The sequence below is a fragment of the Vulcanococcus limneticus LL genome, assembly GCF_943369875.1.
Lineage (GTDB): Bacteria > Cyanobacteriota > Cyanobacteriia > PCC-6307 > Cyanobiaceae > Vulcanococcus > Vulcanococcus limneticus_A.
In genome coordinates this window covers 117,665-141,701 of the sequence record NZ_CALROT020000003.1, presented here as the reverse complement: position 1 = coordinate 141,701, position 24,037 = coordinate 117,665, and the positions used below count along the sequence as shown (strand labels likewise).

At 71.0% G+C, this 24,037-nt stretch carries 25 protein-coding genes, 1 tRNA gene and 1 pseudogene; 11 read left to right on the top strand and 16 right to left on the bottom strand.

What is annotated here, in order from left to right; genetic code table 11:
* Positions 1–26: 26 nt before the first annotated feature.
* A tRNA-Met gene (locus ACLV7J_RS05070) sits at positions 27–103 on the bottom strand.
* A 154-nt stretch (positions 104–257) separates the two neighbouring features.
* On the opposite strand from ACLV7J_RS05070, the gene ACLV7J_RS05065 reads away from it, so the two are divergent.
* Both ACLV7J_RS05065 and ACLV7J_RS05060 read left to right on the top strand, forming a co-directional pair.
* On the top strand, positions 258–1,304 hold the full coding sequence (locus ACLV7J_RS05065) for a DUF475 domain-containing protein (protein ID WP_411868033.1): 1,047 nt from the start codon (positions 258–260) through the stop codon (positions 1,302–1,304).
* 9 nt (positions 1,305–1,313) lie between these two features.
* Positions 1,314–2,036, top strand: a complete 723-nt coding sequence (locus ACLV7J_RS05060; protein WP_411868032.1) for a transaldolase family protein — start codon at positions 1,314–1,316, stop codon at positions 2,034–2,036.
* 16 nt (positions 2,037–2,052) lie between these two features.
* Here ACLV7J_RS05060 and ACLV7J_RS05055 read toward each other — a convergent pair whose 3' ends face one another.
* From ACLV7J_RS05055 to ACLV7J_RS05040, 4 genes are read right to left on the bottom strand one after another with little or no spacing between them, the layout of a single operon-like run.
* A complete protein-coding gene (locus tag ACLV7J_RS05055; protein ID WP_411868031.1) occupies positions 2,053–3,033 on the bottom strand; it encodes an asparaginase in 981 nt (326 codons plus the stop codon).
* Positions 3,034–3,049: 16 nt separating this feature from the next.
* Positions 3,050–3,574: a CGLD27 family protein gene (locus ACLV7J_RS05050; protein ID WP_411868030.1), complete on the bottom strand. Its 525-nt coding sequence runs from the start codon at positions 3,572–3,574 to the stop codon at positions 3,050–3,052.
* A 13-nt stretch (positions 3,575–3,587) separates the two neighbouring features.
* Positions 3,588–4,061 (bottom strand): ribosome silencing factor, encoded by a 474-nt coding sequence (gene rsfS / locus ACLV7J_RS05045; protein WP_411868029.1) that lies wholly within the window; start codon positions 4,059–4,061, stop codon positions 3,588–3,590.
* Complete coding sequence (locus ACLV7J_RS05040; RefSeq protein ID WP_094587717.1) at positions 4,054–4,689, bottom strand: DUF3318 domain-containing protein; 636 nt, start codon at positions 4,687–4,689, stop codon at positions 4,054–4,056. Before ACLV7J_RS05040 ends, rsfS begins: the two co-directional genes overlap by 8 nt.
* Positions 4,690–4,818: 129 nt before the next feature.
* Here ACLV7J_RS05040 and carB point away from each other — a divergent pair, with 129 nt between their 5' ends.
* Together carB and ACLV7J_RS05030 are read left to right on the top strand one after the other, a co-directional pair.
* Positions 4,819–8,124 carry a carbamoyl-phosphate synthase large subunit gene (carB, locus tag ACLV7J_RS05035; RefSeq protein ID WP_411868028.1) on the top strand — a complete coding sequence of 1,102 codons (3,306 nt, stop codon included), beginning with the start codon at positions 4,819–4,821 and terminating at the stop codon, positions 8,122–8,124.
* 65 nt (positions 8,125–8,189) lie between these two features.
* Entirely contained in the window at positions 8,190–8,900 is a 711-nt protein-coding gene (locus ACLV7J_RS05030; RefSeq protein WP_411868027.1) for a DUF3386 domain-containing protein, read from the top strand.
* Positions 8,901–8,928: 28 nt separating this feature from the next.
* Here the strand turns inward: ACLV7J_RS05030 and gorA are convergent, their stop codons facing one another.
* From gorA to ACLV7J_RS05010, 4 genes are read right to left on the bottom strand one after another with little or no spacing between them, the layout of a single operon-like run.
* Positions 8,929–10,293 carry a glutathione-disulfide reductase gene (gorA, locus tag ACLV7J_RS05025; RefSeq protein ID WP_411868026.1) on the bottom strand — a complete coding sequence of 455 codons (1,365 nt, stop codon included), beginning with the start codon at positions 10,291–10,293 and terminating at the stop codon, positions 8,929–8,931.
* On the bottom strand, positions 10,290–11,186 hold the full coding sequence (locus ACLV7J_RS05020; protein ID WP_411868025.1) for a sulfite exporter TauE/SafE family protein: 897 nt from the start codon (positions 11,184–11,186) through the stop codon (positions 10,290–10,292). The genes gorA and ACLV7J_RS05020 overlap by 4 nt, the downstream gene beginning before the upstream one ends.
* Positions 11,186–11,740, bottom strand: a complete 555-nt coding sequence (locus ACLV7J_RS05015) for a rhodanese-like domain-containing protein (RefSeq protein ID WP_411868024.1) — start codon at positions 11,738–11,740, stop codon at positions 11,186–11,188. The genes ACLV7J_RS05020 and ACLV7J_RS05015 overlap by 1 nt, the downstream gene beginning before the upstream one ends.
* Before the next feature lie 36 nt (positions 11,741–11,776).
* Complete coding sequence (locus tag ACLV7J_RS05010) at positions 11,777–12,913, bottom strand: MBL fold metallo-hydrolase (protein WP_411868023.1); 1,137 nt, start codon at positions 12,911–12,913, stop codon at positions 11,777–11,779.
* 138 nt (positions 12,914–13,051) lie between these two features.
* Here ACLV7J_RS05010 and ACLV7J_RS05005 point away from each other — a divergent pair, with 138 nt between their 5' ends.
* Positions 13,052–13,372, top strand: a complete 321-nt coding sequence (locus ACLV7J_RS05005; RefSeq protein WP_411868022.1) for an ArsR/SmtB family transcription factor — start codon at positions 13,052–13,054, stop codon at positions 13,370–13,372.
* A gap of 32 nt (positions 13,373–13,404) precedes the next feature.
* Here ACLV7J_RS05005 and ACLV7J_RS05000 read toward each other — a convergent pair whose 3' ends face one another.
* The 4 genes and pseudogenes from ACLV7J_RS05000 to psbA form a co-directional block, all read right to left on the bottom strand.
* Positions 13,405–14,562: a glutaredoxin family protein gene (locus ACLV7J_RS05000; RefSeq protein WP_411868021.1), complete on the bottom strand. Its 1,158-nt coding sequence runs from the start codon at positions 14,560–14,562 to the stop codon at positions 13,405–13,407.
* Between the two features lie 139 nt (positions 14,563–14,701).
* Complete coding sequence (locus tag ACLV7J_RS04995; RefSeq protein WP_411868020.1) at positions 14,702–15,328, bottom strand: cation transporter; 627 nt, start codon at positions 15,326–15,328, stop codon at positions 14,702–14,704.
* Positions 15,329–15,471: 143 nt separating this feature from the next.
* A pseudogene (locus tag ACLV7J_RS04990) lies at positions 15,472–15,597 on the bottom strand (cytochrome b6-f complex iron-sulfur subunit); the annotation flags it as partial.
* A 547-nt stretch (positions 15,598–16,144) separates the two neighbouring features.
* A complete protein-coding gene (psbA, locus tag ACLV7J_RS04985) occupies positions 16,145–17,224 on the bottom strand; it encodes a photosystem II q(b) protein (protein WP_411868019.1) in 1,080 nt (359 codons plus the stop codon).
* A 305-nt stretch (positions 17,225–17,529) separates the two neighbouring features.
* On the opposite strand from psbA, the gene ACLV7J_RS04980 reads away from it, so the two are divergent.
* Positions 17,530–17,982, top strand: a complete 453-nt coding sequence (locus ACLV7J_RS04980) for a DUF3122 domain-containing protein (RefSeq protein ID WP_411868018.1) — start codon at positions 17,530–17,532, stop codon at positions 17,980–17,982.
* A gap of 55 nt (positions 17,983–18,037) precedes the next feature.
* On the opposite strand, the gene ACLV7J_RS04975 is transcribed toward ACLV7J_RS04980, so the two are convergent.
* Both ACLV7J_RS04975 and ACLV7J_RS04970 read right to left on the bottom strand, forming a co-directional pair.
* Positions 18,038–18,697: a pentapeptide repeat-containing protein gene (locus ACLV7J_RS04975; RefSeq protein WP_411868017.1), complete on the bottom strand. Its 660-nt coding sequence runs from the start codon at positions 18,695–18,697 to the stop codon at positions 18,038–18,040.
* Positions 18,698–18,711: 14 nt separating this feature from the next.
* Positions 18,712–19,017, bottom strand: coding sequence for an ArsR/SmtB family transcription factor (locus tag ACLV7J_RS04970; RefSeq protein WP_411868016.1), 306 nt, complete (start codon positions 19,015–19,017; stop codon positions 18,712–18,714).
* Between the two features lie 227 nt (positions 19,018–19,244).
* Between ACLV7J_RS04970 and ACLV7J_RS04965 the strand changes: the two genes are divergently transcribed.
* From ACLV7J_RS04965 to ACLV7J_RS04950, 4 genes are read left to right on the top strand one after another with little or no spacing between them, the layout of a single operon-like run.
* Positions 19,245–19,817 (top strand): hypothetical protein, encoded by a 573-nt coding sequence (locus ACLV7J_RS04965; protein ID WP_411868015.1) that lies wholly within the window; start codon positions 19,245–19,247, stop codon positions 19,815–19,817.
* Positions 19,818–19,825: 8 nt separating this feature from the next.
* Positions 19,826–20,905 (top strand): magnesium-protoporphyrin IX monomethyl ester (oxidative) cyclase, encoded by a 1,080-nt coding sequence (gene acsF, locus ACLV7J_RS04960; protein ID WP_411868014.1) that lies wholly within the window; start codon positions 19,826–19,828, stop codon positions 20,903–20,905.
* An 11-nt stretch (positions 20,906–20,916) separates the two neighbouring features.
* Positions 20,917–21,825 carry an acyl-CoA desaturase gene (locus tag ACLV7J_RS04955; protein WP_411868013.1) on the top strand — a complete coding sequence of 303 codons (909 nt, stop codon included), beginning with the start codon at positions 20,917–20,919 and terminating at the stop codon, positions 21,823–21,825.
* Positions 21,822–22,535: a long-chain fatty aldehyde decarbonylase gene (locus tag ACLV7J_RS04950; RefSeq protein WP_411868012.1), complete on the top strand. Its 714-nt coding sequence runs from the start codon at positions 21,822–21,824 to the stop codon at positions 22,533–22,535. The genes ACLV7J_RS04955 and ACLV7J_RS04950 overlap by 4 nt, the downstream gene beginning before the upstream one ends.
* A 116-nt stretch (positions 22,536–22,651) precedes the next feature.
* Here ACLV7J_RS04950 and ACLV7J_RS04945 read toward each other — a convergent pair whose 3' ends face one another.
* The gene (locus ACLV7J_RS04945; RefSeq protein WP_411868011.1) at positions 22,652–23,137 is read right to left on the bottom strand and encodes a hypothetical protein; all 486 of its coding nucleotides are present in this window, start codon (positions 23,135–23,137) and stop codon (positions 22,652–22,654) included.
* 99 nt (positions 23,138–23,236) lie between these two features.
* Here ACLV7J_RS04945 and ACLV7J_RS04940 point away from each other — a divergent pair, with 99 nt between their 5' ends.
* A complete protein-coding gene (locus ACLV7J_RS04940; RefSeq protein ID WP_411868010.1) occupies positions 23,237–24,019 on the top strand; it encodes a biliverdin-producing heme oxygenase in 783 nt (260 codons plus the stop codon).
* Positions 24,020–24,037: the final 18 nt, after the last annotated feature.

Sequence of the window (24,037 nt, the reverse complement as noted above, 5' to 3'; positions counted from 1 at the left end):
TCAGGGAAGGCCGGGGTTTCGGGAGTTGGTGGCGGGGAGGAGATTTGAACTCCTGACCTTCGGGTTATGAGCCCGACGAGCTACCAGACTGCTCTACCCCGCGGCGACCCATGAACCATACAACACGGGGCTTCGGGGCCGCAATCCGGCCCGTTATCTGGGCGGAAGGGGGGGCGTTCCTCGGGGCGTTCCTCAGGGTCTGGATCGGGGGCGGCGGCGCAGCCGGCCAGCAGGATGGAGGGCTGCCGCCAGCGCCCATGACCCGCTACCTCCGCTACGTGCGGTTCCCCCTGCTCTGCTGCGGGGTGGGGCTTGTCGCCGTGCTGATCGCCCGCGGCCTCGAGGCCGCCTGGGTGACCCTGGTGCTGTTGGCCCTGGAGATCAGCCTCTCCTTCGACAACGCCGTGGTCAATGCCCGGGTGCTGGAGCGGCTCACCCCGCCCCAGCAGCGCTTCTTCCTCACCTGGGGCCTGGTGATCCCGGTGTTCGGCGTGCGCTTCCTGGGTCCCCTGGTGCTCGTGGCCCTGGCGGGGGGGATCGGCCTGGGCGAGGCGTTCGAGGCGGCGATGCACCACCCCGAGCGCTACCACCAGCTGCTGGAGGTGGCCGAGCCGCGCATCCTGGCCTTCGGCGGCATGTTCCTGTTGCTGGTCTTCCTGCGCTACTTCTTCGATGAGGCCAAGACCCTGCACTGGGTCCAGGTGCTGGAATCGCGCCTGAGCCGGGCCGGCCGGGTGGAGTCGCTGGAGGTGGCCCTGGCCGTGGTGGTGCTGCTGGCGGTCAGCGCCGCCGCGCCCGCCGGCCAGCAGGCCGCGATCCTGTTCAGTGGACTGCTGGGCCTGGTGCTGCAGATCCTCAGCACCTCCCTGGCCGAGTTCTTCGGCGGCGAGGAGGAGGCCGCGGGGCGGATGGCGGCCAGCGGCGGCCTGGCCAGCCTCGTGTATCTGGAGCTGCTCGATGCCTCCTTCAGCCTCGATGGCACGATCGGCGCCTTCGCGATCACCAACCAGCTGGTGCTGATCCTGATCGGCCTGGGCCTGGGGGCCCTGTTCATCCGCTCGCTCACGGTGATGCTCAGCCGCGAGCGGGCCCTCGAGCAGCTGATCTACCTGGAGCATGGCGCCCACTACGCCATCGGCGCCCTGGGCTTGCTGATGCTCGCCGGCGTGGTGCTGGCCCGCTGGGGTCAGCACGTGCCCGAGTGGCTGAGCGGGCTGATCGGCGTGGTGCTGCTGCTGCTGGCCCTGGGGGACTCCCTGCGCCACAGCCGCCGTCAGGGCGCCGCCGGCCTGCCGCCCGCCTGAGGAACCGCCATGGCCCTGCGTCTGCTGCTGGATTCCGCCGACCCCGCCGCCTGGGCGGAGTGGCTGCCGAGTGGCCTGTTCCACGGCGTCACCACCAACCCCACGCTGCTGCGCCGGGCCGGCCAGCCCTGCCGCCTCGACCACCTGGCGGTGCTCACCGAGCGGGCCCTGGCCCTGGGGGCGCGGGAGGTGCACCTGCAGGCCTGGGCAGGGATCGACGCCGGCTCGGGGTCAGCCGTCAGCCAGGAGTCCGGGGACCACGCGAGTGACGCCCTGGCCGAGCGCTACCTGGCCTGTGGCCGCGCCCTGGCGGCCCTGGCCCCCCGCCGCGTCTGGGTGAAGCTGCCGATCACCCGCGCCGGAGCCCTGGCGGCCCGGCAGCTGCTGGAGGAGGCCATCCCGATCACCTTCACCGCCTGCTACGAGCCGGCCCAGGTGCTGCTGGCCGCGGCCCTCGGCGCCGACTACATCGCCCCCTACCTGGGCCGCATCGGCGATCTGGGCCGCGATGGCCACGCCGAACTGACGGCGATGCAGCGCTGCGTGGCGGGGATCGGCTCGCCCCTGCGGCTGCTGGTGGCCAGCCTGCGCCAGCCCCAGGATCTGGCCCGCCTGGCCGCCGAGGGCCTCGACACCTTCACCATCAGCCCCGCGATCGTCGCCGGGCTGTTCGCCAGCACCGCCACGATCGAGGCCGCCGAGCAGTTCGAGGGCGACGCCCTGGGGGGCTAGCTCGGCCGGCGGCCCCTCAGCGGCTGGCGTCGAAGCGCAGCTCGCCGCTCACCTGCAGATCCACGGCGTCGTTGGGGTGCAGGAACTGCTGGCTCAGTTCCTCAAGGGTGAAGGGGGTGAGCCACTCCAGCTGGCGCAGCAGGTGCAGGGCCACGGCGTGCTTGGCGCGGCTGGCGCCGTCCTCCACCTTGATCGCCAGGCCCAGCCCCTCGCCCACGCGGCTGAGGCACTGGATGCCCTCGGCGCCGCCTTTGCTGATCACCTGGCCGTGGCCGCCCCGCATCAGGGCCGTGTCGAAGCGGCCTTCGCCCGCCACCAGATCGGGGTGGGCGAGCATGGCGCGGCTGAGGCGCTCCAGCTCCGGCTGCTGGCCCGCCCCCAGGTGGGCGAACAGCAGGGCCATCTGGGCCAGCTGCAGCTGCAGGGTGGGGGCGCCGCAGTCGTCGCGGGCCACCACCAGCTCGGCGCCGGGCATGCCCAGCAGTTCACCCACCTGCTTGAGCACCTGCTGCTGCAGCGGATGGTCCCCCTGCAGGTACGACTCCAGCGGCCAGTGCATGCGCTTGCAGGTGGCCAGGAAGGCGGCGTGCTTGCCGGAGCAGTTGTGCTCGAGCCGGCTGCTGGCGCCCGCCGGCACCGGGCACTGCAGCTGGTCGGTCTCCAGGTCCGACTGCCAGAGGATCTTGAAGGCCTCGCGGGCCTGGTGGGCCTCGCCGGCGTGGGAGGCGCAGGCGATGGCCAGGGCGCGGTCGTCGGCGCCGGCGGCATCGGCCGTGCCGCTGGCCACGAACACCTGGGCCTGGAAGGGCTTGAGGGCCGAGCGGATGAAGCTCAGCTTCTGGGGATCGCCGGCGCGCATCAGCACCCGGCCCCGCTGGTCGCACACCACCGCATGCACCCGGTGCACCGATTCGGTGATGCCGTTGCGGCGCAGGCGCACCTCCAGTGGCGGCACTCCGGGGCGCTGGGGGGAGCCGAAGCTGCTGGAGAAGGTCATCGCCGCGGTGGCTGGCTCAGAGAGCCTGACAGAGGCTCGCCCCGGCCAGGAGCAGCACGGAGGCGATGGCCAGGGCCCGCTGCAGGCGGTCCAGCACCGGCCGCACCTGGTGGGTGGCCACCAGCAGGTCCTGCTCCCGCCAGGCCAGGGGCTTCTCCCACACCTGGCCGTCGTACCAACCCGATTCCTCGTACTCCACCGCCGTGGCCACCAGGCGGCGCTGGACGCTGGTCCAGCCCAGCCACTGGCGTGTCAGCAGCAGCAGCGGCAGCACCAGGGCCGCCACGGCACCGGCCGCCACCAGCCGCGGCGGATCGTGGCGCAGGGCCACGCTGCCGCTGGCCACCAGCCAGGCCCCGGGCAGCAGCAGCAGCCAACACACGGTAAGCGGACGCAGCAGGCTCGCGAAGCTGGCGTGGGGCCAGGCGAAGAACCAGGAATTCGCCAGCTCGCGGTACTGCTCCAGGGGCCGCTGGGCCGGTGGCACCGGGCAGGCCGCCGTCGCCACCGCACCGGGATCGGGGGGACCAGGAGCGGCCATGGGGTCTCGGCCCTCAGGCCGGTGCGTCGCCCGTCGAGCCTAGGTAGGTCTCCTTTTCGCCGTGGCCCCAGAAGGACTCCAGGTCGTAGTAGCTGCGCTCATCGGGGGTGAGGGCGTGCACGATCACCTCGCCGTAATCGAGCAGCACCCAGCGGCCCTCGGTCTGGCCCTCCTTGCGCAGGGGCAGCCGGCCGGTGGCCTCCTCCACCTTGTCCTCCACCGAGCGGGCGATGGCGCGCACCTGCACGTCGGAGAAGCCGCTGGCGATCACGAACCAGTCGGCGATCGAGGAGATCTCCTCCACCCGGATCAGCACGATGTCGCCGGCCTTGCGGTCGTCGCAGGCCTCGGCCGCCAGCAGGGCCAGGGCCTTGCTGTCGTTGGGATCGAGGCGGGGGCGGCTGGGGTCGGGGCTGGGCTTGGCGCTGGGGACCCCTGGGCCGCTGGCCTGGGAGGGGCTGGTCCCGGATGGGCTGGCCTCAGCCATAGACGTTCTCGCTGCTCACGGATTGACGGGACCCCTGTTGCTGGGCCATCTCGGCCCGGGCCTTGCCGGCACTCTTGCGCAGCGCCTCCAGCCGGTCTTCGTAGAAGGCCCGTTTCTTCTTCTTGCGGGTCTGCTCCACCAGCTCCTTGAGGGCGCCGCCCAGGCTCTTGTAGGCGTTGGGCAGGGTGTAGCCGAAGCGGCAGGCCAGATCGATCGCCCGCTCGTCGGCCGTGATCGCGTCCTGGAGGCGCTTCTCGGAGTTGTTCTTGAGGTAGAGGCGATAGCCGGCGAAGCCCGAGAGGCCGAGGGCCATCAGCAGTAGCAGGCCGTCCTGCACCCACAGCTCGCCGATGGCGCCGCCGAGGCCGATCGCCAGGGCCGCCATCTCCCAGCCGTCGCGGGGCACCGCGTCGTTCTGGATGCGGCCCACCTCGTGCCAGAAGAGCAGGTTGCGGTGGTCCAGGGCCAGCTGGTCCCACTTCTCCAGGTCCACCTGGATCTCCACCTCATCGCGGCCGATCTCCTCGATGGTGATCAGCGGGGGATCGGCGGAGGCGGCGGCTTCCACGAACACCCAGCTCTGCATTTCCGGGGGCAGCAGCCCCTTCAGGCGCTGGAGTTCGCTCATGGAGGTGGTGGAGGGCTTGGTCGTGGTGTCAACACTAGCCACCGCCAGCGGCTTGCCTGCACGGACTTGGACGGGGCGCCGAAGCGGGGCGTGAGAGGCTAGCCAGGTTTGGCCGCCATCCCCCCGCCCATGCCCCGTCGCACGGATCTGCGTCGCATCCTGCTGCTGGGCTCCGGGCCGATCGTGATCGGCCAGGCCTGCGAGTTCGACTACTCCGGCACCCAGGCCTGCAAGGCGCTGCGGGCCGAGGGCTTCGAGGTGGTGCTGGTGAACAGCAATCCGGCCTCGATCATGACCGATCCGGACATGGCGGATCGCACCTACATCGAGCCACTCACCCCCGAGGTGGTGCGGCGGGTGATCGAGCAGGAGCGCCCCGATGCCCTGCTGCCCACCATGGGTGGCCAGACGGCCCTCAACCTGGCGGTGGCCCTGGCCCGCGACGGCACCCTGGAGCGCTTCGGGGTGGAGCTGATCGGCGCCAACCTGCAGGCGATCGAGAAGGCCGAAGACCGCGACCTGTTCAAACAGGCGATGGAGCGCATCGGCGTGGCCGTGTGCCCCTCCGGCATCGCCACCAGCCTGGAGGAGGCGGAGGTGGTGGGCGAGCAGATCGGCACCTATCCCCGCATCATCCGGCCCGCCTTCACCCTGGGGGGCAGCGGCGGCGGCATCGCCTACAACCCCGAGGAGTTCCGGGCGATCTGCAAGAGCGGCCTCGAGGCCAGCCCCGTGTCCCAGATCCTGATCGAGCAGTCGCTGCTGGGCTGGAAGGAGTTCGAGCTGGAGGTGATGCGCGACACCGCCGACAACGTGGTGATCGTGTGCTCGATCGAGAACCTCGATCCCATGGGGGTGCACACGGGGGATTCGATCACCGTGGCGCCGGCCCAGACCCTCACCGACCGCGAATACCAGCGGCTGCGCGACCAGTCGATCGCAATCATCCGCGAGATCGGCGTGGATACGGGCGGCAGCAACATCCAGTTCGCCATCAACCCCGCCAACGGCGATGTGGTGGTGATCGAGATGAACCCGCGGGTGAGCCGCAGTTCGGCCCTGGCGTCGAAGGCCACCGGCTTCCCGATCGCCAAGATCGCCGCCCGCCTGGCGGTGGGTTACACCCTCGACGAGATCCTCAACGACATCACCGGCAAGACGCCGGCCTGCTTTGAACCCACGATCGACTACGTGGTGACGAAGATCCCCCGCTTCGCCTTCGAGAAGTTCCGCGGCAGCCCGGCGGTGCTCACCACGGCGATGAAGTCGGTGGGTGAGGCGATGGCGATCGGCCGCAGCTTCGAGGAGTCGTTCCAGAAGGCGCTGCGCTCCCTGGAAACGGGCCACGCCGGCTGGGGCTGCGACCGCCCCGATGCCAGCCCCGAGCGCTCCGAGCTCGACCGGGAGCTGCGCACCCCGGCGCCGGATCGCATCTTCGCGGTGCGCACCGCCATGGTGGCCGGCTACAGCGACGCCGACATCCACCGGCTCTCCGCCATCGATCCCTGGTTCCTGGCCAAGCTGCGCCGGATCCTGGAGGCGGAGCAGCGGCTGCTGCAGGGGCGCTCCCTCGCCCAGCTCGAGGCCGCCGCGCTGCTGGAGCTCAAGCAGCTGGGCTTCTCCGACCGCCAGATCGCCTGGGCCACCGGCAGCCAGGAGCTGGAGGTGCGCCGCCACCGCCAGGGCCTGGGGGTGAATGCCGTGTTCAAGACGGTGGACACCTGCGCCGCCGAATTCGCCTCCACCACGCCGTATCACTACGCCACCTACGAGCGGCCCATCGAGCGGCTCCACGCCGACGGCAGCCTGGAGCTGATCCCGCCGGAGAGCGAGGTGCAGCCCGAGACGCGCCGCAAGGTGATGATCCTCGGCGGCGGTCCCAACCGCATCGGCCAGGGCATCGAGTTCGACTACTGCTGCGTGCACGCCTCCTTCGCCCTGCAGGCCGAGGGCTTCGCCACGGTGATGGTGAACAGCAACCCCGAAACGGTGTCGACCGACTACGACACCAGCGACCGCCTCTACTTCGAGCCCCTCACCCTCGAGGACGTGCTCAACGTGATCGAGGCCGAGAAGCCCGAGGGGGTGATCGTGCAGTTCGGCGGCCAGACGCCGCTGAAGCTGGCCCTGCCGCTGCTGCGCTGGCTGGCCAGCCCCGAGGGCCTGGCCACCGGCACGCGCCTGTGGGGCACCTCGCCCGAGTCGATCGACACCGCGGAGGACCGCGAGCAGTTCGAGGCGATCCTGCGCCAGCTCGACATCCGCCAGCCCCGCAACGGCCTGGCCCGCAGCCAGGAGGAGGCCCGCGCCATCGCCGCCCGCGTCGGCTACCCCGTGGTGGTGCGGCCCAGCTACGTGCTGGGCGGCCGCGCCATGGAGGTGGTGTACGACGAGGAGGAGCTCAACCGCTACATGGTGGAGGCGGTGCAGGTGGAGCCCGACCACCCGGTGCTGATCGACCAGTACCTGGAGAACGCCACCGAGGTGGACGTGGATGCCCTCTGCGACGCCACCGGCCGGGTGGTGATCGGCGGCCTGATGGAGCACATCGAGCCCGCCGGCGTGCACTCGGGCGACTCGGCCTGCGCCCTGCCGGCGGTGAGCCTCGATCAGCAGGCCCTGGCCACGATCCGCCAGTGGAGCCAGGCCCTGGCCCTGGCCCTGCAGGTGAACGGTCTGATCAACCTGCAGTTCGCCGTGAAGGACGGCGAGGTGTTCATCATCGAGGCCAACCCCCGCGCCTCCCGCACGGTGCCGTTCGTGGCCAAGGCCACCGGCGTGCCCCTGGCCAAGCTGGCCAGCCAGATCATGGCCGGCAGGACCCTCGAGCAGCTCGGCCTCACCAGCGAGCCGGTGCCGCCCCTGCAGGCGGTGAAGGAGGCGGTGCTGCCCTTCAAGCGCTTCCCCGGCGCCGACTCGCTGCTGGGCCCCGAGATGCGCAGCACCGGCGAGGTGATGGGCACCGCCACCAGCTTCGGCCTGGCCTATGCCAAGGCCGAGCTGGGGGCCGGCGAGGCCCTGCCCACCAGCGGCGAGGTGTTCCTCTCCACCCACGACCGCGACAAGGCGGCCCTGCTGCCGGTGGCCCGCCGCCTGGCGGAGCTGGGCTTCCAGCTGATCGCCACCGAGGGCACCGCCGCCGCCCTGCGGCAGGCCGGCCTGGCGGTGGAGTCGATCCTCAAGGTGCATGAGGGCCGCCCCAACATCGAGGACGCGATCCGCTCCGGCCGCATCCAGCTGGTGATCAACACGCCGGTGGGCCGCCAGGCCGCCCACGACGACAAGTACCTGCGCCGCGCCGCCATCGACTACGCGGTGCCCACGGTGACCACCCTGGCCGGCGCCCGGGCCGCCGTGGAGGCGATCGCGGCCCTGCAGGGGCAGAGCTTTGCGGTGACCGCCCTGCAGGACATCCATCCGCCTCTGCCCCGCTGAGGCGGCGGCCCCTGAGTCCTGGCGCTGCTTAGGGTTGGAGCCAGACAGCCCCCAGCCCTGCCCCCATGCCCATCTCGATCGGCCATCCGACCGCCCCCAGCAGCGTCCTTGCCCCTGGGGCCGACTGCACCGCGGCCTTCCGCGCCGCCTACGAGAACCGCTACACCTGGGATCCGGGCTTCGGCGGCTACCAGGGCCTGGCCGTGTGGGAGCAGGCGGGCACGGGCGACGAACCCGACCGCCGGGTGGAGGGCCGTTTCCAGGTGGGCGCCGACCTCAAGGCCACCGTGGAGGGCATCGACGACACCGAGATCCACAAGGCCGTGGCCTCGCAGCTGTGGGAGGTGGCGATCCACCGGGTGCGCCGCAGCTTCGAGCAGACCCACGGCGAGAACACCTTCACCGCCGGTGACACCGATGCGGTGGGCACCGAGGTGATCGTGGGCGGCAAGAACGCCGGTGATCGCTACCGCATCAAGGGCGATGTGGTGACGATGGTGCACCGCCATATCCACGGCACCGTGGTGACGATCTTCACCGAATCCACCACCGACACCGGTGCCGGCTACCTCAGCCACACCTACACCAGCCAGTACGCGGACCCCGCCACCGGCGCCGCCAAGGGCGGTAAGAGCCGCTTCACCGACACCTTCGTGCCCCTCACCGAGGCCGGCCCCTGGGTGCTCAGCGAGCGCGTGGTGGAGACCGAGGCCCATGGCGACACCCCCGCCGGCCGCCAGGTGTTCCGCTTCGAGGCGCTCGCGCCCCTGGGCTGAGGGCCTCGGCCAGCGGCCGGCTGAGCCCTCAGCCCGGCATGGTCACGAACTCCTCGGCCACCGAGGGGTGCAGGGCCATGGTGCGGTCGAAGTCGGCCTTGGTGGCGCCCATGCCGATGGCGATGGCCGCCATCTGAATGATCTCGGCGGCGTGCTCGCCCACCATGTGGGCCCCCAGCACCCGGTGGCTGGCGGTGTCCACGATCAGCTTCAGCAGCACCTTGGGATCCCGTGCCGGCAGGGCCTGGCTCATGGGCCGGAAGCGGGCCCGGTGCACCCGGATGCCCTCCACGCCGCAGCGGTCGATCGCCTGCTCCTCGGTGAGCCCCACGCTCGCCAGCTCCGGCTGGGAGAACACGGCGCTGGCCACCAGGTTGTGGTCCACCTGGCGGGGCCTGTGGCCGTACACCGTGTCGGCGAAGGCGCGGCCCTCATCCACCGCCACCGGGGTGAGATTGATCCGGTCGGTCACATCGCCCACCGCGTAGATCCCCGGCACATTGGTGCGCTGATCGGCATCCACCGGGATGCGTGGTCCCTCCACGGCCACGCCGGCGGCCTCCAGGTTGAGGCCCTGCAGGAAGGGGCGGCGGCCGGTGGCCAGCAGCACGCCGCCGCAGGCGATCGCCTCGCCGCTCTGGGTGGTGACCGTGAGTTCTCCTGGGGCGCACTGGCCGGTGATCGCGGCGGGCGAGTGGGCCAGGCGGATCGCGATGCCCTCGGCCTCCATGGCCACCCGCACCGCCTCGCTGGCCTCGCGGTCGAAGCCACGCAGCAGGTGGTCGCCACGCACCAGCTGGGTCACCTGCACGCCCAGGCCGTTGAGGATGCTGGCGAATTCGCAGGCGATGAAGCCGGCGCCCACCACCACCACCGCCTCGGGCAGCGACTCCAGCTCGAACAGGTCGTCGCTCACCCAGCCGAGCTCGGCGCCCGGGATCTCGGGCCGGCTGGGACGGCCGCCCACGGCGATCAGGATCCGCTCGGCCTCCAGCTGCCGCTCGCTGCCATCGGCGGCCGTCACCACCACGCTGTTGGCGCTGCTGAAGCGGCCCCAGCCCCGCACCAGCTCCACGCCGGCCTTCTCCAGGAAGCCGATGTGCAGGCCGTTGAGCCGATCCACCTCGGCGCGCACGTTGGCGAGCAGGCGGGAGGCATCGAGGCGCACGTCGCCCACATCCCAGCCGTAGCTGGCGGCATCGGCGAGCAGGTGGCGGTAGGCCGAGCCGTACACCAGCAGTTTCTTGGGCACGCAACCGCGGATCACGCAGGTGCCGCCCACCCGGTCGCCCTCCACGATCGCGACGCGGGCGCCGTAGGAGGCGGCGCGCTTGGCGGCGGCCAGCCCGCCGGAGCCGGCGCCGAGCACGATCAGATCGAAGCGGTCGCTCATGGTGGGGTGGCAGAGGAGGGGGCTGGGGCCCGGGAGCCGCGGGGCTGGTCGGAAATTAGGAGAGCCGCGGCAGGGCGATGGGGGTCTGCTGGCTGGGGCCTCGCCTGCGGCTGGTGATGGCGGCGCCAGGCCTCAGCGCCGGTGAGGGCCGCCGAGCCGATCAGCAGCAGCGAGAAGCCCTGGCGCAGGTGCCGGTCGCTCAGGTGCGGGGCCAGGCGCTGGCCCAGCACGGCCCCGATGGCTCCACCGGCCAACAGGGGCAGCAGCAGCGGCAGGCTGGCGGCGGGCCAGTGGCCCTGGGCGGCGAGGGCCACCAGGGCATTCACCGCCAGCAGCAACAGGCTGGTGCCACTCGCCAGGGCCATCGGCAACCCGGCCAGCAACACCAGGGCCGGCACGATCGCAAAGCCGCCGCCCACCCCGGCGATGCCGGTGAGCAGTCCCACCAGCACCCCCTGGACAGCCAGCAGCACCGTCTGCTCCGCCGGAGCGTCGCAGCTGTCCCTGCCCGGCGGGCGGCGGTTGAGCAGCCAGGAGGCCACCAGGGCGGCGATGGCGAACACTGCCAGCTGCACCGGCTCGGGGATGTGGCCGGCCTTCACCCAGCTGCCGCCGATCCAGCTGCCGGCCAGCGCCGGAATCCCCAGGATCAGGGCCGGCCGTGGGGCGAACTGGCCGCGACGGATCGTCGGCCCCAGGTTGGCCAGGGCCAGCAGCATCACCACCAGCAGCGAGAGGGGAACGGCCTCCTGGGTGGGCAGGCCCGCGCCGCTCACCAGCAACGGCAGCAGCAGGATCGAGCCGCCGGCGCCGAGCACCGAGAGCAGAAAGCCGATCAGGCCGCCGCCGGCGCCGAGCAGCACGACGCTGCCGAGCGAGAGGCCCATCAGCATCAGAGGCTCACGCGGTTCCAGGGCATCACGGCCAGCAGGCGGGCCATGCCGCAGAAGCCGCTGACGCCGGCGAACACCAGGCCCGCGCCCACGAACCAGGTGAGCAGAATCCAGCCCGGGGCCACGGTGTTGCTGAGGATCAGCCCGAGCAGCACCAGGGACCCGGCGGCGATCTGCACCTGGCGCATCAGCGGTAGCGGTGCGTTGTTGAGCTTGCGAACTGGCAGTCCGGCCTGCTGCCAGGCGGGGATGCCCCCCTCGAGCTCAGCGAGAGGATCGGGATGGCCCTGTTGCAGCAGCTGGGCCAGGGCGTTGGCGCTGCGGTTGCCGCTTTGGCACACGAGCACCAGGGGCCCGCGCGGCAGATTGGCCTGGGTAATACGCGAGAGCGGCACATTCAGGCTGCCGGCGATGTGGCCGCCGGCGTACTCCATCGGCTCGCGCACGTCGATCACGGTGACGGTCTGGGCGGCGAGCTGATCGGCAAGGGCTTGGGCGCTGACCCGTCCCGTCGCGAGAGATGCCGGGCGGATCGGGCTGTGGAGGCTGGTCATGGGTCTTGGGGTCGAGAGGGAGAGGGGTGGGCTGGCTTACGCGGAAGGGGGTTCAGCGGCGGCGTGCGCGATCGGGTAGCCCTTGGCCTGCCAGCCGGCCAGGCCGCCGCGCAGGTTGGCCACCTGGGATCGGCCGGCCTTGAGTAGTTGCTGGGTGGCGAGGGCCGAGCGGCTGCCGGAATGGCACACCACCACCACGGGCCGATCGACGGGGATGTCGCCGAGGCGGTCCTCCAGCTCCGGCAGGGGGATCAGCAGGCTGCCGCCGATGCGCCCATCGGGGCCCTCGGCCTCCTCGCGGGAGCGCACATCGAGGATGGTGAGGGCGCCGCGGTGGTCCGCCACCCAGGCGGGCGGGAGCTCCGGCAGGCCGGCGTAGCTGCGCTGCAGCGGTGCCCAGCTGGCGGCCGTTGCCGGGGAGGCCTCGCGCGGCTTGCCGGAGCGCAGGTTCCCCGGCAGGGCCTCCGCGATCTTGTTGGGGTGCGGCAGCTTCATCGACTCCATGTGCCCCACGAAGTCGCGCTCGGTGGCGGCGCCGCCCAGGCGGGCGTTGAAGGCCTTCTCCTCGGCCACCGAGGTGACCGTGCGGCCGGTGTAGTCGTGGCCGGGGTAGAGCAGGCAGCTGTCGGGCAGGCTGAACAGCTGCTCGGTGATCGATCGCCAGAGGGTGTGGGCGTTGCCCTGCTGGAAGTCGCAGCGGCCGCAGCCCCGCACCAGCAGGGCATCGCCGGTGAAGGCCATCGACTGGTCGTCGAGCACGTAGCTGAGGCAGCCATCGGTGTGGCCGGGGGTGCTGCGCACCTCCAGGCCGCGCACGCCGAAGCGCACCCGGTCGCCGTGGTGCAGCGGCAGGGTCACGTTCTCGGCGCGGGCGGCGGCGGCCAGGCCGATGGCGCAGCCGGTGGCCTCGTGCATCAGCCAGCTGCCGGTCACGTGATCGGCGTGGGCGTGGGTGTCGATCGAGGCCATCAGGTCGATCCCCAGTTCCTGGATCAGGGCCAGATCGCGGGCGTGCTGCTCGAACACCGGATCGATCAGCACCCCCTCGCCGCTGGTCACATCGGCCAGCAGGTAGGTGAAGGTGCCGGTGGCGGCATCGAACAGCTGGCGCAGCAGCAGGGGGCCGCCGCCGGCGGCCTGCTGCAGCAGGGAAGTGGCAGGAGAGGGAGCCAAGGCCGGAACCTGAGAGCTTTTATGAGCTTATGCGCATAGCTCAGGGTTGGCAAGTCTCCGGTGTCGGTCGCCCCTCGGTCGAGGGGTGCATAATGCGTCTATCGCCATACCGCAGTCGTCATGGGTGCCGACGGCTCCATGCCCAGCCCCCAGTTGCTGGAGGAGTACAGCCAGTTCTTCCGGCTTCTGAGTGAGCCCGCCCGACTGCAGCTGCTCTGCCAGCTCAAGCAGGGCCCGATGGATGTGGCCGGCCTGATCGCGGCCACCGGCTTCTCCCAGTCGCACATCAGCCGCCAGCTGGGCCAGCTGCAGCGCGCCGGCCTGGTGAGCTGCGAGCGCGATGGCGTCCGCACGATCTGGAGTGCCGACAATGCCCTGGTGGATGACCTCTGTGCCCTGGTGCAGAACCGGCTCCGCCAACGCCTTCAGGACCAGCTGCAGCAGCTCTCGGCGGCGTAATGGCGTGATCGGCGCGCCAGGCCGGCAGGGATCTACAGCAGCCAGCCGGGCCGCAGTAGCAACGCCAGGCCCAGCAGCAGCATCACCACCCCGCTCAGCAGCTTCAGCCAGCGGCCGCCGCGCTCCGTGAGGCGGTTGCTGCTGAGGGCGAGCACCGCCAGCGTCACCATCAGGGCGTCATCGGCCATGTAGCCCACGCTGTAGAGCCCCAGGTAGCCGTAGTGGGCCCAGGCCGGCAGGTTCTGCTGGCTGAGCACCGCCGTGTAGAGCGCCGGGATGCCGGCGCTGCAGAGCAGCTCTGCCGCATTCACCACAACTGCCAGCACGGCCACCCCCGCCAGGGCCGGCAGCAGGGCCTGGCTCTGCAGCACGGCCCGCATCCGGGCTGCGATGCCGGGCTTGGCGCTGGCCGGTATTGCCAGGGTGAAGGCCGCGCCGGAGCGGGCGATCTCGCGGATGTTCACCAGCCCGATCACCAGGGCGAGGGTCCCCAGCACCAGCCGCAGACCATCCCCCAGCCCCACCGCCAGGAACACGTTCAGCCAGGCGGCCATGAAGGCGTAGTACACCGCACCGCTCACCAGGACGAAGGTGCCGGCCACCAGGGCCATGCGGCGACGATCGCGCCAGTGCACCAGCAGGGCTAGCAGAAACAGCAGCACCCACATGGCGCAGGGGTTGAAGCCATCCAGCAGGCCCAGGGCCAGCGTGAACAGCGGCAGTCCGAGGCGCTGAGCGCTGAGCTCGCCCAGGGGGCCGGCCCGCACCGTCGGGCTCGGCTGGTGGAGTTGATCCACCAGCTGCCGCAGCTTCACGCCCGTGCTCCCGGGGTTGTCGAACCCCACCAGCACCGTGCCGTTGACCACGAAGGTGGGCACCCCCGGGGCGCGGATGCCGGCTCGCTTGCTGTGGCGCAGCAGATCGGCGAGGGCCGTGGGGTCGTCGTCGAGGGAGCGCAGGCGTAGCTCCAGCTCGGGATGGCTGCGTTGCAGGTGGGGCAGAAAGGCCTCGGCGGCGGCGCAGTGGGGGCAGCCCCGGCGCACGAACACCTCCAGGGTGGGCTGCGCCAGGGCGGGCCGGGGCCCCAGGGTCAGCAGCAGGCCGAGGAGCAGGCCCAGCAGCAGGCCCGGCCACCCTCGGAAGCCCTGCCCCGGGGGCCTCAGCCGTTCCCCGCGTCTGTTCCGTGCCACCACCGCCAGCTCTCCATGGGGATCAGCCGCCCGAGTCCCACCAAGGTCACCATCGGCACGCTCGCCATCAGCGGCAACAGGACGGAGCCGAGCAGCGCCCCGAACGGCTAGGGCAGGGCCGTGCTGAGCCCACGGCTGTTCAGCACGCCACGGGGCGGGCCTCGCGCAGGATGCGTTGCCCGCCCCTCAGCACCAGCAGACTGATCCCCGCGCCGATCACCAGATCGGGGATGCGGCTGCCGCTCCAGGCCACCAGCAGGCCGGCCACGATCACGCCCAGGTTGGCCAGGGTGTCGTTGGTGGAGAAGATCGCCGAGGCGCGCATGGGCAGGCCCCCCTCGCGGTGCCGCCGCACCAGGATCAGACAGGTGAGGTTGGCGAGCAGGGCCAGGGTGCCGATGGCCACCATCACGGCGCTGATCGGCTCACTGCCCAGCAGGGAGCGCCGCAGCACATCCAGCAGCACCCACCCGGCCAGGGCGATCTGCAACCTGCCGCTGAGGTCGGCGGCCCGGCGCTGTTGCCTGAGGCTGCGGCCCACCGCCAGCAGGCTGAGGGCATAGACGCCCGCATCGGCGATCATGTCGAGGGAGTCGGCGATCAGGCCGCTGGAGCCGGCGCGGATCCCGAAGACGACCTCCACCACCGCCATGGCGGCGTTGATCAGCAGCACCACCCAGAGGGTGCGCCGTTCCATGGACTGCGCCGCCTGGGCGGCGATGTCGGCGGCACAGCCGCAGCCGGAGTGCAGGGGTGATGGTGGCAACGCTGGGGATCGACGTGATCGGCCTCGATCACTTTCCACCAGGCGAGCAGGCCATCAGGTGGCGGCCACGGTTTGTGACGCTGCCCTCGCTGTCTCCTTCCGCTTGGGCCCACTGGTCGTTGGCCACCCCGACCTGGGCCGCGCACGACGCAGCCCAGGTGGCTGCCGATGGCCTGGATGCCGTAGCTGCCGATGGCGTCGTCACCCTGCACGATCAGCTCGCTGGGATCGCCTTTGAGGCTCTGCACCAGGCTGCGGTCGCCCTCCTTTGCTGTCACGGGATGTGGATGCCCCTCACTGCGCCCTGGAGCTCGCCTGCAAGCGCTGGACCACCTCTGCCCAGGTGGGCCAGTGCGACCGAGCCGATGCGGGCCGGAGCGGCCTAACCCGAGCAGATTGAAGCCATGGGCCAGTCCTTCAACTCTTCGAACCCCGCCCCCCGCGTTCGCCAGGCCTCAGAGAGTGAGGCCGAGCGCTGGGACCAGCGCTACCGCGACGGCAGCGATGGCTGGTAACTTGACCAGCTCGCTCCGCCCATGGCGATGGTTCTGCGTCGGCATCCCCTGGCGCTCCAACGGGAGGGGAGGGTGCTGGTGCCCGGTTATGGCCGCGGGCATGAAGCCGCGCTGCTGGCGGAGCTGGGCTTATCCGTCTAGCACCTGGACGTCCTGGCCATTGGTAGGGGCGGGGTCTGGGGTGCGGTGTCGGGGGGCCACAGAAAAGGGCCTGGCTGAGACCAGACCCCGGTGTTGCCCTGGCTATGGCTACGGGAGTGAGCGATGAAGGCGATCAGGCTGGGTGCGGTTCAAAGTCGCACTAACCGATCGCGGGCGCCTGCAGGGCCACTGGTTTCGACGGCACCGCCGCTAGGTCGAGCGGGAAGTTGTGGGTGTTGCGCTCGTGCATGGCTTCAATGCCCAGGCCACCACGGTTGAGGATGTCGGCCCAGGTGTTGAGCACATGGCCCTGGTGGTCGAGCACCGAGTGATTGAAATTGAAGCCGTTCACGTTGAAGGAGAAGCTGATCACCGCCAGGGTGGCAAACCAGATCCCCACCACGGGCCAGGCGGCCAGGAAGAAGTGGAGGCTGCGGCTGTTGTTGAAGCTGGCGTATTGGAAGATCAGCCGACCGAAGTAGCCGTGGGCGGCAGTGATGTTGTAGGTCTCTTCTTCCTGGCCGAACTTGTAGCCGCGGTTCTGCGACTCGGTCTCGGTGGTCTCACGGACCAGGCTGGAGGTCACCAGGGAGCCGTGCATGGCAGAGAAGAGGCTGCCCCCAAAGACACCCGCCACGCCAAGCATGTGGAAGGGGTGCATGAGCACGTTGTGCTCAGCCTGCAGCACCAGCATGAAGTTGAAGGTGCCGGAGATGCCCAGGGGCATCGGATCGGAGAAGGAGCCCTGACCGATGGCATACACCAGCAGTACGGCGGTGACGGCGCCCACGGGGGCGCTGTAGGCCACGGCGATCCAGGGACGCATGCCCAGGCGGTAGCTGAATTCCCACTCGCGGCCCAGATAGGCATAGATGCCGATCAGGAAGTGGAAGATGATCAGCTGGTAGGGGCCGCCGTTGTAGAGCCACTCATCGAGGCTGCTGGCCTCCCAGATGGGATAGAAGTGCAGGCCGATGGCATTGGAGCTGGGCACCACGGCGGCCGTGATGATGTTGTTGCCGTAGAGCAGGCTGCCGCTGATCGGCTCGCGGATGCCGTCGATGTCAACGGGCGGTGCGGCGATGAAGGCGAGGATGAAGCAGGTGGCCGCCGTGAGTAGGGTCGGGATCATCAGCACGCCGAACCAGCCGATGTACAGGCGGTTGTTGGTGCTGGTGATCCAGTCCTTGATGGCCCCCCAGCGATGGCCCCGGGGCGGGGCGAAGGTGGTTGTCGTCATGGATGGATGAGGACGCAGGAGTGGGCTGCGGGATGGGCCGTGGGCCCCGCGGCGCGGAGAGCCACCCACGGGTCCGACCGGCCCTTGCGTCAGCCTGTCATAACGATACTGTGGAACAACGCTAGAACGGCTAGCCGGTGATGGGTGTCTGTGCTGGTTCTCTTTGGTGTGGTCTTGGCCTGCGGCTGAGGTGTTCTGGGGTGCCGGGGCTGGATCGGCCTCTGGGCCTGGCCTGGCGGGGCGGTGTCCTTGTGCTGCTGCTGCTCTGGTTTTTGGCCTGGTTCCCTGTGGCCCCGGTTCACGCCTTGGAATCCTCCACGCGCTGGACGCTCCAGGACCGCTCGGGGGGGCGCTGGGGGCTGGTGCTGCTGAGCCAGTCCGACCGTTCCTATCCCCCGGGATGGCGCCTGCGGCTGAACGCCATGGGGGCCCAGCTCCCGCTCGACCATCAGCGCCCCCTGCGCCTTGAGGATGGACAGGGAGGGGTCTGGGTGCTGGCCAACCGCAGCCAGGAATTAGTGCCGGTGGGTCCGGCGCCGTTGCCGCCCACGGCGGCGCAGTTCGATGCGTCTGGGCTGCAGCCAGCGCCAACTGGTTTCCTGCCCCTGCGCCTGCAGGTGCCTCTGGAGGCTGTGGACTCCGCTCCCGATGCAGAGCTCACCCTGGGCCCGGACTCGGTGATGGCACTGCGAGAGCTCGCCGAGCAGCTCACCCGCGAAGCGGGCTTTGGCGATGCCCACGCAAGGCAGGCCCCATAACGGGGACGGGAGGGTCGGGTCGAAGCTGCTGGAGAGGTCGCCTCGGCGCGAACGCTTAACTGCAGTGCCGGCTCCGAGCTCCCTCCAGCTGCGCCCCCTCCAGCTGGCAGCCATCCAGGACGCAGTCGCGCAGGTCGCAGCCCCGCAGGTCGGCCTCCCGCAGGTCGGCGTTGCGCAGATCCGTGCCGTAGAGACAGGTGTAGCGCAGGTCGGCCCCATGCAGCTGGGCACCCTGCAGCAGGGCAAAGCTCAGATCGGCTCCCCGGAAATCGGCGCCCCCCAGGTCGGTGAGCTGATCGAGGCCGCTGCGGAAGTCGGCCTCCACCAGGCGGGCCTCCACCCAGCGGCTGCCGGCGGCCACCACGCCGCGCAGGCAGGCGCGGTGCAGCAGGGCGCCGGAGAAATCGGCCCCTTGCAGTCGTGACCCGGAGAGATCGGCCTCATGCCATCGCGAGTGGCCGGCCTGGGCCCTGGAGAGGTCGGCTCCCCAGAGCAGCGCCTGCTGGAAGCTGCACCGCTCCAGGTTGGCGCCGCTGAGGTTGGCCCGTCCGAAGCGGGCCTCCTTGAAGCCGCTGTCCTGCAGATCGCAGCCGGCGAGATCGAGATCCACGCCATCGAGATCCAGCAGGTTCAGGCCCGGGAAGGAGCGCTGGCCGGCGGCCAGGGCGGAGCGCAGCTCCTCCAGCGACTCCGGCAGCGGTCCGGAGGGGGCCATGCCGCCAGCGGCCATCAGAGGATGGCGGCCAGGGCGTCGAGCTGCTGGCGCCGGGCGGCCAGCAGCAGCTTCTCGGCCTGGCCGATCAGCTTGAACACCGACTTGTCGATCACCTCGTAGAACACGAGCGAGCCCTCGGGCCGGCGCTGCACCACGCCGGCGATGGTGAGCAGCTTGAGGTGCTTGGACACCAGGGCCTGGCTGAGGCCCGTCTTCTCCACCACGGCCGTCACGTTGAGCTGGCCGCCGCGCAGGGCTTCGAGCACCGCCAGGCGGTTGGGCTCGGAGAACACCTTGAAGTACTCGGCCAGGGCTTCCATGGGACTGGGGGCGTGGATTGGGGTGTGGGCTGCTGGGTGTGGCGGAGTGGGCGGCGGCCTGTGCAAGCGGTTTGCGCCGGAAGTTCGAGCAAACGGGGCCTGAGGCAAGGCTAGCACCAACATCGCGGCAGCACGGGGTGTCGATACAACGGTTGCCGGCTGCCCAGTATCACGATGGTGTTGTTTCGCTGGTAGGGTGTGGAGCGCGTCCATCCCTCTCCGCCGCGATGCCCGTGGTTTCCGTCCTGGCGCCGCCGTCGCCTCCCGCTCCATCCCTTTCCCCCGGCCGGTCCTCCGGCTTCCGCTGGCCGCGGCAGTGGGCCGAGCAGGTGCCGCTGCTGGAGCGCCAGCACGACCGGCTGGAGGCCCTGCTGGCCGAGCTGGTGGACCTGTACCGCCAGCCCCTGATGGCCGCCGGGCCCGGCGGGACCCCAGCCGCCCAGCTGGCCCTGGACCTCTGCTGCCGCCGCCTGCTCTGGCAGCTGCGCCTGCACCTGCGCCTTGAGGAGCGCTGGCTCGAGGCCAGTGGCTGCCTCTGCCCGGGGCACCGCGCCGGCCACCGCGATGCCGCCCGCGCGGCCTTCGAGGGCTACCGCCAGGCCGGCCCGGACCGCTCCGCCCGCCTCGACTGGCTGCTCGCCATCCAGACCTGGTTCGACCGGCACCGGGCCGGGCCCGACGCCAACGCCTACGCCCTGGCCAGCGCCGCCGCCGCCTCCGCGACTGGCGCCAGCGCCGCCGATCCCCACGCCACGACTCACCGCCCTACGGCTCACCGCTCCGCCGTCACCCCCGCCTGATCGCCGCCATGACCGCCACCGTTCCGTCCGCGGCCACCGCCGCCCCGGGCACTGCCCTCTCCCCCGCCGCCGGCCCGGCTCCCCACCTGCGGGAAGACCTGCTGACCCCGCGCTTCTACACCACCGAGATCGACAAGGCCGCGACGATGGACCTGGAGGGCCAGCGCCAGGCCTTCGACGCCATGCTCGGCGAGATGGAGACCGACTACAACCGCGATCACTTCGATCGCAAGGCTCCCCTCGACCGCCTCAAGGACCTCTCGCCGGCCGAGAAGGAGGCCTATGAGAGCTACCTGGTGCGCTCTTGCGTGTCGGAGTTCTCCGGATTCCTGCTGTTCAAGGAACTCTCGCGCCGCCTGTTCAAGGCCAGCCGCCCCGAGCTGGGCCGCCTGTTCCAGTTGATGGCCCGCGACGAGGCCCGCCACGCCGGCTTCCTCAACAGGGCCCTGGTGGCCGAGGGCATCGAGATCGACCTGCCCTCACTGAGTGGCAAGCGGCCGATCACCTGGTTCCCGCTCAGCTGGGTGCTGTATTCGGTGTACCTCTCCGAGAAGATCGGCTACTGGCGCTACATCCTGATCGACCGGCACCTCAAGGCCCATCCGGACAACAGCTTCGCGCCGCTGTTCGATTTCTTTGAGCCCTGGTGCCAGGACGAGAACCGCCATGGCGACATCTTCAACGTGCTGATCCGCTGCAACCCCGGCCTGCGCCAGGGTCTGCGCGGCCGGTTGCTGAGCCGTTTCTTCCTGTGGTCAGTGTTCCTCACCCACAGCCTCACGGTGTGTGAGCGGGGCAATTTCTACCGGTTGCTCGGTATGGATCCGGCCCTGTTCGACGAGGAGGTGATGCGCCAGACCAACCGCACCGCCCGCCGGGCCTTCCCGGTGGTGTTCGCCCTGGAGGGCCGCACCTTCTTCGAGCTGCGCGATCGCCTCGTCGAGACTTACCGCGCCATCAAGGCCCTGGCCGAGGAGCCCGCCGGCCTGGGCCGCGTTCTGCGCAAGCTGGGGCTGCAGGTGCGCTTCGCCGGCCTGCTGCTGCGCCAGTTCGCCCAGCCGATGGTGGCCAGCGCGGAGGGAGCATGAGTTCGGCCTCCATGGCCCCGCTGCCGCCGCTGCGGCGGGGCATCGCGGTGGAGCCCCGGCGGCTGCGCTTCAGCTGGGGCACCGTCGGCTTCATGGTGGCGATCCATGGCCTGGCGTTGGTGGCCCTGCTACCGCGCTTCTGGAGCCCCACGGCGGTGGTGGTGCTGCTGGTTCTCTACTGGCTCACCGCCTGTGTGGGGGTGACCCTCGGCTACCACCGGCTGCTGGCCCACAGCTCCTTCCAGGTGCCGCGCTGGCTGGAGGCGGTGATCACCACCTGCGGCACCCTCAGCTGCCAGCACGGCCCGATCGACTGGGCCGGCCTGCACCGCCACCACCACCTGCACTCCGATGATCCGGCCGACCACCACAACAGTCATCTGGGCTTCTGGTGGAGCCACTTCGCCTGGATGCTGCACGACGTGCCCGCCAAGCGCTACGTGCGCCAGCTCACCCCCGACCTGCAGCGGGTGGCCTATTACCGCTGGCTGAACCACAACTTCCTGCTGCTGCAGCTGCCCCTGGCCGTGGTGCTCTACGCCCTGGGCGAGGTCACGGGTGCCGGTGGCTGGGCCCTGGTGCTGTGGGGCATTCCGCTGCGGCTGGTGCTCGTCTACCACGTGACCTGGCTGGTGAACTCCGCCACCCACCGCTGGGGCTATGTGAGCCACCGGAGCGGCGATGGCTCCCGCAACAACTGGTGGGTGGCCCTGCTCAGCTTCGGGGAGGGTTGGCATAACAACCACCACGCCTACCCCAGCAGCGCCCGCATGGGCTTCCAGTGGTGGGAGCTCGACCTCACCTGGCAGCACATCAGCCTGCTGCAGCGGCTGGGCCTGGCCCGCCGCATCCGACTGGCGGCCCCCCTGCACGCCCCGTCGCAGGCCACCCGCCCCTTCCCTTCACGCCATACCCGATGACGCATCGCCACTCCGTCGCCCCAGCCCCCAGCCCCGATCCCAGCAGCCCCACCTACCGCGAGGCCTACAGCCGCATCAACGGCGTGGTGGTGGTGGGCGAGGGCCTGGCCGATCGCCATTTCCGGCGGCTGGCCCGCGCCATCCCGGAGGACGGCGCCGAGCTCCTGCGCCTCGGGGCGATGGAGGGCCGCCACGCCCGCGACTTCATCGGCTGCGGCGCCAACCTGGGCGTGCGGCCCGATGCGGCCCTGGCCAAGCGGCTGTTCGCCCCCCTGCACGCCCTGTTCCAGGTGTGCGACCGCACGGGTGATCTGGCGGGCTGCCTGGTGATCCAGTGTCTGATCGTGGAGTGCTTCGCCGTGGCGGCCTACCGCGCCTACCTGCCCGTGGCCGATCCCTACGCCCAGCCGATCACCGCGGCGGTGCTCGCCGACGAGGCCGAACACCGCAACTACGGCGAGCAGTGGCTCCAGGGCCGCTTCGCCGAGATGGCTGCGGCGGTGGCGGCGATCTGCCGGCGCGCCCTGCCGGTGACCCTGCAGATCCTGCAGGCCGTGGCGCCGGACATGCGCGCGATCGGCATGGATCCCGCCGATCTGGTGGGCAGCTTCTGCGAGCTGTTCGAGCAGTCGCTGGTGACGATCGGCTTCAGCGGCGCCGAGGCCCGGCGGCTGGTGTTCCGCTCCGTGGCGGCGGTGCCGCTGGGCTGAGCCGGTTCGCGGCTGCTGGATTGTTCCGCAGCTGTCAGGCCCGCCTCGGGAGGTGGTGACTGACCGGCCCCTTTCGGCCCGGGAGACCCCAAGGTCTCCCGGGCTTTCTCCTGGGCTCAGTTCCGCCCTGACGGAGCCAGAGCCACAGCTGCCAGGGGTGCGGCCGGCGGCAGCGCGGCGGCCTGCTGGGTCAGGGTCTCCGGTTGCAGGTCGCAGGGGCGGATGGCCCCACCGAAGCGCAACTGCAGCCAGGTGAGCGTTGCTGGATCGGCGGCGGCCACGGCCTCTTCCCCGGCCGGGCCCAGGCCCAGCTGCCGCACCACGGCCGGCGGCAGAAACCAGATCGCGGCCTCGGCCCCCTTGTGCTCGCGGTGCTCCTGGATCAGCTCCCGCAGCTGGCCGTCGCCGCTGAGCTGGCCCTGGGGGGCGAGCAGCAGGCCCAGGCGACTGGAGCCGTCTGGGGTGGCGGACGCGCCTGCTGAGCGGCCCCCGTTGGAAACGGCCGCGGCGGTGGCTTCGGCAGAGGCGTTGGTGTGGTCTTGGGCGGCGGAAGAGATGGACTGGGGGGGGGGGGGGGGGGGCCATGGCGGGCAGGGTTGCAACGAAATTGCAACCTCGGAACAGCAGAAAAACGATAGCGTTATAGCGTTGGCTCGAGCCGGGCCTGCGGGTCCCTCCCGGCGTTCGCTTCGCCTTCTGCCATGACCACCACCCATCGCACCCCCCGCGCCTCCGGCCACCCCGGCGCTTCCGCCCATCCCGGAGCCCCTGGTCGCACCGGAGTCCCTGGCCAGCCCGCCGATGCCGAGGGCACCATCTCCACCCATGCCGGCGGCGACGATGCCGCCCTGCGCAGGGGCTTCGGTCCGCGGGTGCGCCGGCTGCATGCCCGCATCGGCGCGGCCCATCGCCAGGCCGAGGGCATGGTGTTTTCCCGAGCCCTGCTGGAGGGCCAGGTGAGCCCCTTCCAGCTGGCTGCCCTGCTGCGGGCCCTGCGGCCGGCCTATGCCCTGCTGGAGCAGCAGGGACCCGAGCTGGCCGCCGCCCTCGGTTCCACGGCCATCCCCTGGGCGGATCTGGCCCGCAGCCAGGCCCTGGCCCAGGACGCCGAGGCCCTCGCCGTCCTGCCCGCTTCGCCCGCCTCGGCGGCCGCGGCCCTGTGGCTGGAGCAGCTGCGGGTGCTGGCCCAGCGGGCCCCGCATCGGCTGATGGCCCACGTCTACGTGCGCTACGGCGGTGACCTCTCCGGCGGCCAGCAGCTGGGTGGCCAGGCCAACGCGATCCTGCAGGCCCACGGCCTGCCGGCGCTGCACTTCTGGGCCTTCGATCGGCCCACCGCCGAGCTGAAACAGGCCCTGCACGACGGCTTCGAGCAGCTGGATCTCTCCCCGGCCGAGGAGGAGGAGCTGCTGGAGGAGGCCGAGGGCGCCTTCCGCGCCACCCAGCGGCTGCTGGCCGAACTGGCGGAGCTGGCCCCGGCCTGAGGGGGGGCGCGCCGGGGC